Origin of the sequence: Methylobacterium cerastii (assembly GCF_022179125.1) — a bacterium.
Taxonomy (GTDB): domain Bacteria; phylum Pseudomonadota; class Alphaproteobacteria; order Rhizobiales; family Beijerinckiaceae; genus Methylobacterium; species Methylobacterium cerastii.
In genome coordinates, this window is record NZ_BPQG01000135.1 from 1 (window position 1) to 6371 (window position 6371).

Annotated in this window: 4 protein-coding genes and 1 riboswitch; all 4 genes read right to left on the minus strand. The window is 71.8% G+C overall.

Going from position 1 to position 6371, the window contains the following annotated elements:
• A partial coding sequence (locus tag MFF13_RS26050; protein ID WP_238273373.1) for a beta-keto acid cleavage family enzyme occupies window positions 1–744 on the minus strand: 744 nt, incomplete at its 3' end.
• 92 nt (window positions 745–836) lie between these two features.
• The gene (locus MFF13_RS26055; RefSeq protein ID WP_238273374.1) at window positions 837–2309 is read right to left on the minus strand and encodes a PepSY domain-containing protein; all 1473 of its coding nucleotides are present in this window, start codon (window positions 2307–2309) and stop codon (window positions 837–839) included.
• A gap of 1 nt (window position 2310) precedes the next feature.
• The gene (locus MFF13_RS26060; protein ID WP_238273375.1) at window positions 2311–4524 is read right to left on the minus strand and encodes a TonB-dependent receptor; all 2214 of its coding nucleotides are present in this window, start codon (window positions 4522–4524) and stop codon (window positions 2311–2313) included.
• Between the two features lie 295 nt (window positions 4525–4819).
• A riboswitch (cobalamin riboswitch) is annotated at window positions 4820–5026 on the minus strand.
• 31 nt (window positions 5027–5057) lie between these two features.
• Window positions 5058–6344 (minus strand): App1 family protein phosphatidate phosphatase, encoded by a 1287-nt coding sequence (locus MFF13_RS26065; RefSeq protein WP_147828510.1) that lies wholly within the window; start codon window positions 6342–6344, stop codon window positions 5058–5060.
• Window positions 6345–6371 lie beyond the last annotated feature (27 nt).

The following is a 6371-nucleotide window of genomic DNA, read 5'->3' on the forward strand; positions in this document are numbered from 1 at the left end:
CATCGCCGCGATGGCGGCGGCGATGTTCATCTGGTTGCGCCCGGCACCGAGCACCGACCAGCGGTACTGGTCGCCGAACAGCCGGTCGGCGGTGCGCTTCATGTGCATCACGTCGTCCGGGTGCGAGCCGATGCCGCCCTGCAGCCCGAACACCGTCTGGATGAACAGCGGCGCCTTCACCAGCCCGCGGTCGAAGAAGTACTTCAGATTGTAGAGGTGGGCGGTGTCGTAGCACTCGAACTCGAACCGGGTGTCGTTGCCGGCGCAGGTGGTGAGGATGTGCTCGATCTGACCGAACGAGTTGCGGAAGATGATGTCCTTGTTTCCGAGGTACGTCCGCTCCCACGCGTGCTTCAGGTCCGTGAAGCGGTCGAGCATCCCGAACAGCCCGAAGTTCATCGAGCCGAGGTTGAGCGAGGCGACCTCCGGCTTGAAGGTCGCGGCCGGGCGCACGCGCTCCTCGATGGTCATCGTCGGCGCGCCGCCGGTGGTGATGTTCACCACGCAGTTCGAGCGCTGCTTGATGACGGGCAGGAACTTGGCGAAGGCCTCGGGCGTCTGGTCCGGCTCGCCGGTCACCGGGTTGCGGGCGTGCAGGTGGACGATGGCCGCGCCGGCCTCCGCCGCGCCGATCGCCGCGTCGGCGATCTCCTCCGGCGTCACCGGCAGGTACGGCGACATGCTCGGCGTATGGATCGCGCCGGTGACGGCACAGGTGATGATGACTTTTCGCGCGCTCGCCATGGTCGCTCCGTCCCTGCCTGTCCGCCCGCTCCGGGTCGTTCGGTCCGGATTTAGGGCTGCCGGGTGCCGCGGGCAAAGCCCTGGCCGCAGGCTCAGGCCGGGCGCGACCCGGCCGCCGGCCGTCTCAGGCGGCGCCAGCCCATCGCCACGCCGGAGGCCGCGACCACCGAGCCGGCCGCGAGCAGCAGGAGCATGAACCCGTCCCAGGCCGGGCGGTGGCGCACCAGCAGCCCGAGGTCGAAGGTGTGCAGCAGCTCGAAACCCCAGCGCTCGGCCCGGCCCGACCGGTCGAGCCGGCTCAGGATCTCGCCGGTGGCGGGGTCGATGTGGAACCACGTCGCCGCCGGGTCGTCGAAGGTCACGCGGAGCACCGGCAGGCGGCGTCGGCGGTGGTGCGAGGTCCAGTAGAAGTCCTCGCGGTCGAGCCGGATCGCGTCCATCGATCCGGCCTCCGGGACCAGACGTCGGGCAGCCGCCGCGACCCGCCCGGGCGCGACCGTCGGCGTGCCGCAGCAGGGCACCTCCCGGCCGTCGCGGAAGGCGATCGGCGCGAGCGGCGCGCCGCCGAGCCAGGTGAAGCGCACCTCCGCCGCCTCCGCGCAGGCTTGGCCGCGGATCGATGCGAGGTCGAGCCCGGTGCGGGCGCCGGGCGCGTCGGCGTAGCGCTCCAGCATCGCCTGCGTCGGAGCGGACGGGGAGAACCAGCGGTTCGGGTTCATCGAGAGCCAGCCGCTGACGACGAAGCTCAGCAGCGCCAAGCCGCCGACCAGCCCGCCGACATGGTGCCACCGCGCCAGGCCGCGATAGGGCGTCGTCGCGCCGGAGGGATAGCGGCGTGCGAGCCGCAGCCGCACCAGCCCGAGGGCGAACCCGGTGAGGCCCGAGACCACCGCGATCCCGGACACCCACAGGATCACCACGCGCCACAGATCGGCCTTCGCCCGCAGCGGCGTGACGTAGAGCCAGTGCGGGACCGCGCCGAACCAGTTCCAGAACCGCTCGTGCCGCGTGGTGTCGAGCACGACGGCGCCGGTCGGCTCCGAGACGTAGAGCTCGGTGCCCTCCGGGTCGCCGAGCGCGATGCGGTGGAGCGGGCGCGCGGCGTCGTAGCGCTGGTGCACCGTCCACAGGTCGTAGGCGACGGTCTCGCGGAACGCCGGGTGCCGGCTGCGCGGATCGTGCCCCGCGACGGCGAGCGCCTCGTCGGGCGTCGCCGGGCCGATCGGGCGCCCGTCGACCGCCGAGACGGCGCGGCGCGCGCCGTCCCATCCGACGACGCGATAGACCGGCTCGGCGCCCCGCATCGACAGGCTTAAGCCCCGGGGAAAGCGCGCTTCGCCGGCGAGCGCCGCGTCGGGCTCCACCCGGACCGCGTCCCAGGCGATCGCGGGCAGGCCGGCGCGGCGCTCGGGCTCGGTGAGCGCGGGGTAGGCGACGTACATCATCACCGCGCCGCTCGCGAACCACATCGCGAAGAACAGGCCGGTGGCGATGCCGAGCCAGCGGTGGCCGAGATGCAGCCAGCGCTTGCCGGCCTTCGCCAACGCGCGTGCGGAGGACGCCATCTCAGAACGCCGTCGTGAAGGCGACTTCGACCGAGCGCGGGCGCCCGAGCAGCCAGTTCGTGCCGACGCCGTCCACCGCGTTGCCGCTGATCGCGTAGACCTTGTCGAACAGGTTGAAGACGCGGAACGACAGGCGCGAGGCCGGCGTGACCTGATGGTCGAGGCCGAGGTTGACCAGGCCGTAGGCCGGGCGCCGCGCGGTGTTGCCGAAGTCGCTGAACACCTCGCCGACATACTGGAACCCGACCCGCGCCTCCCAGCGCGGCGCGAAGGCGTAGTTGACCCAGAGGTTGGCCACGCGCTCGGGCACGTCGATCGGCTGCTTGCCGGCATAGGACACGGTCGCGCCGTCCACCGTCTGGTCGAAGGCGTCGTACTGCGCCCGCAGCAGGGCGAGGTTGGCGTCGAGCCGCCAGAGCGGCGTCACCTGCAGCGAGAACGCGGCCTCGACGCCGGTGGAGGATTGCCGCCCGACCTGGGTCGCGACGTTCGGCTGGCCCGGCACCGCCGAGATCAGGTTGTCCTTGACGATGCGGTAGCCGGCGAGCGTCCACTCGCCCCGGCCGTCCCAGAACACGCCCTTGGCGCCGACCTCGACCTGTTCGCCGGTGGAGAGCTTGAAGCCGGACAGCGACTGCGACAGTGTGATCAGGCTGTTGACCGGGTCGGTGGCGGTGGCGACCTGCGCGTAGAGCGCGGTGTCCGGCGTCGGGTTGAACACCAGCCCGAAGCGGTAGCCGAGCCCCTGGTAGGCCTTCTCGAACTGCGCGGTGCTCACGAGGTTCTCGCGTTGCAGGTTCGAGGCGTCGAAGCGGACGCCGCTGAGGAACGAGAGCCGGTCCGAGAGGATCAGCCGGTTCTCGGCGAAGACCGAGGCCTGGTCGGTGCTGGTGGCGTAGGCCGGGCTTGCGCGGCCGTTCACCGGAAACAGCCCCGGATCGTAGCCGACCAGCGGCACGCTGGTGACGAGCCCGGACCCCACGGTGGAGAAGTTGTTGGTGTGGCGGAAGTCGACGTGGTTCACGTCGAAGCCGGCCAGGAAGTCGTTGCGGAAGCCGAACAGCGTGCCCTTGAACGCGGCGTCGAACCGGTTCCCGACCTGCTCCTGTTGATGGTAGATCTCGGTGTAGTCGCTCCGGTCGACCAGGCCGGTGGTGCGGTTGAAGGCGTAGGTCTCGACGTCGAACCAGTGGCGCCGGCTCTGCAGCCGGTAGGCGGTGTTGCGGATTGTGACGTCGGCGCTCGGCGTCCACTCGGTCTTGAACTGGGTCCAGTTGTCCGCCCAGGTGATCTTGGAGTCGCGGACGTTGTAGTTGCTGAACCGGATGCGGTCCAAGATGCGCCCCTCGACGAGCGGCGTCCCCCAGTAGCGCGCCGGCTCCTGGTAGCCGAGGTCGTGACTCAGGGTGAAGGCGAGGTCGGGCGTCGCCTGCAGCAGGAGCGCGCCCGAGACCGCGAGGTTGCGGAAGTCGCCCTCCGGGCTCATCCAGCCGCCGGCGCGGTTCCCGCTGACGTTGAGGCGGTAGGCGACCGCGTCGCCGATCGGGCCGCCGGAATCGAGCGCGAGCCGCGCGATGCCGTCCGAGCCGACCCCGGCCCGCACCACGTTGACGGGCGTGAAGGTCGGCTTCTTCGTCACGACGTTGATCACGCCGCCGATCGCCCCGTCGCCGTAGAGCACCGAGGCCGGCCCGCGCAGCACCTCGATGCGCTCGACGTTCCAGGTGTCGAACGGGAAGGTCACGGTGTTGGCGCCGACGAACAGTCGCGTGCCGTCGTAGAGCTGCTGGATCGAGTTCGGCCCCGAGAACCCGCGGCTGGTGAAGGCGCCGTTGCCGTTGCCCGGCGAGGCGATGGTGGTGATGCCGGTGGCGTTCTGCGTCACGGCCTCGGCGACCGTGTCCTGCCCGCGCAGGCGCGCGGTCTCGCCGGAGATGATGTCGACGCTGCCGGGGGTCTCCAGCGGCGTGAGGCCGAGGCGGCTCGCGCCGCGATCGGGCGTGCGCAGGTTGAGGCCGACCGGCGCCGCGCGGGTCGGGCCGACGCCGTCGCCGGACACCGTCAGGGTGTCGAGCAGGACGCTCGACGGCTCGCCCGCGGCCGGCTGTGCGCCGGCCTCCCGGGGAAGGCCGGACGCGGCGAACGCCGTGGCGGCCAGCAGCAGGCGACGGGTCGTGCGCCCGCAGGATCGTGGGGATTTCCGGAAAACGAACATGGATCGGTTGCGGCTCTGACGGCGCGGCGCAACGGCCTGCCTGCCCGGGTATCGACCACAAATGTAACAATGTTACAATCGTGCGGTCGCCGAAACGCGTGGCGGCCGTCGGCGCACGCGTGCCAGGCGGCTGCGTGGGCGTGGGTCGGCGCGGGTCTCGCGGCTGGCAAGGGCATGGACGGGGCGTGCGGACGCGTGTGGTGGCACGTCACCGCGAACGAGGCCGCCCCGCGTCCGCCCGATCGGGCGCACGCGTCTCGACACCCGCCGAGGCACCCCGCCCGACGCGTTTCGCGTGTGACCACGACTGACGGCAGGTCTCCTGGCTCGCGGGTCGCTGCCCCTCATCGTCTTCCCAGGTGCCGTGACCCAGTGACGTGTTGATGGAGGGCTCGCCGCTTACAGTTGCGGGGGCAGCCGCGGCATCAGGCAAGCGCTTTCGCGCCCGGTCCTCACCACGTTCCCTTTTGATCCGCGAAGGGAACCGTCCCGGCCAAGTGGCCGTGGCGGAGGCGCCGAGTCAACGGCTCGAATCACGACACTGTGGGTTGTGGCCCGGCGGCGACACGTGAAGCGCCTCCCGCCATGCGCCCTAAGCCGTGCGATCCGTCCCGCGCCGGCGCCTCGACGACGACGCTCGGCGGCAGCGTCCCGCCGGCGCCGCCCAGCACCGCGCCGAGGTTGCCGGGCGGGGCGGTCTCGGCGTCCGGCGTCGGCTCGCCGCCGGACGCGTGCTCGTCCGCCACCTCCGCCACCGCGCCCGGAGCGATGAGGCCGAGGCCGGCCGCGTGCCGGGCGATGGCGGTGCTGTCGGCGGCGATGACGAGGTGGCTGCCCGCTTCCGCCACCACCTGGGCCAACGCCTCGATCTCGCGGATGCGGTCGGCGTCGCGCGAGACGTTGCGGATGTAGACCGCCTTCACCCGGCCGGGATGGTCGGCGACGATCCGCCCGTACACCTCGGGGTCGTGCTGGCCGCTGTCGCCGATCAGCACGAAGGGCAGGTCGCGATAGAGCGACAGCATGTGGACGATCAGCGCGCGCTTGTGGTCCTCGGCCCGGCGGGGGAGGGGGTGCTTCCACGACAGGCCCCATTCGCGCAGGAACAGGATCGGGCCGACCGGGATGCCGTGGATCTTGAAGAACTCCGACAGCATCTCGTAGAGGCCCCACGGCGCCCGCGAGACGTAGAGCATCGGGTTGGCCTGGGTGCCGTCCGGGCCGACGTAGAGCGCCCGGTAGAGCGCGGCGACGCCGGGGAAGGCGACGCGGTTCTCGGCATCCTCCACGAACAGCCGCCACAGCATCTTCACCTTGTTGGCGACGCCGGTGCGCATCACCGTATCGTCGATGTCGCTGACGACGACGCAGCCGGTGGCGCCCGGCGGCACGAACACCTGGGCCCGCGCCTGCACGGGCGGCTCGGCCTCCAACGTCAGCGCGACCTCGTGCCAGCCCTGGTCGCCCGCGGGCAGGGATCGCGGGTTGAGGTGGACGCGGAAGTAGCCGTCGCGGTCGGTCTCCACCCGCGTCTGCGCGCCGCCGAAGCGCGCGGTGACGGCGGCGCCCTTCAGGGCCCGCCGGGCGATCCGCCGGGCGATGTCGCGCAATTCCGTGCGCAGGCTCTCGTCGCCCGGCGCGGTGTCGGGGTGCGACTGGCGGAAGATGCGGCCGATCAGGAAGATCTCGTCGGGCGAGCCGTAGCCGCGATAGGGCTCGATCACGATGCCGCCGCGCCCCTGCGCGCGGCGCACCGGCCGGGCGACGAGCTTCAGCGCCCGAATCGCGCCCTTCCTCCAACGCCGCACGCCTGCCCCCATCGCTTCCCGTCCGCCTCTGCCGTCCGC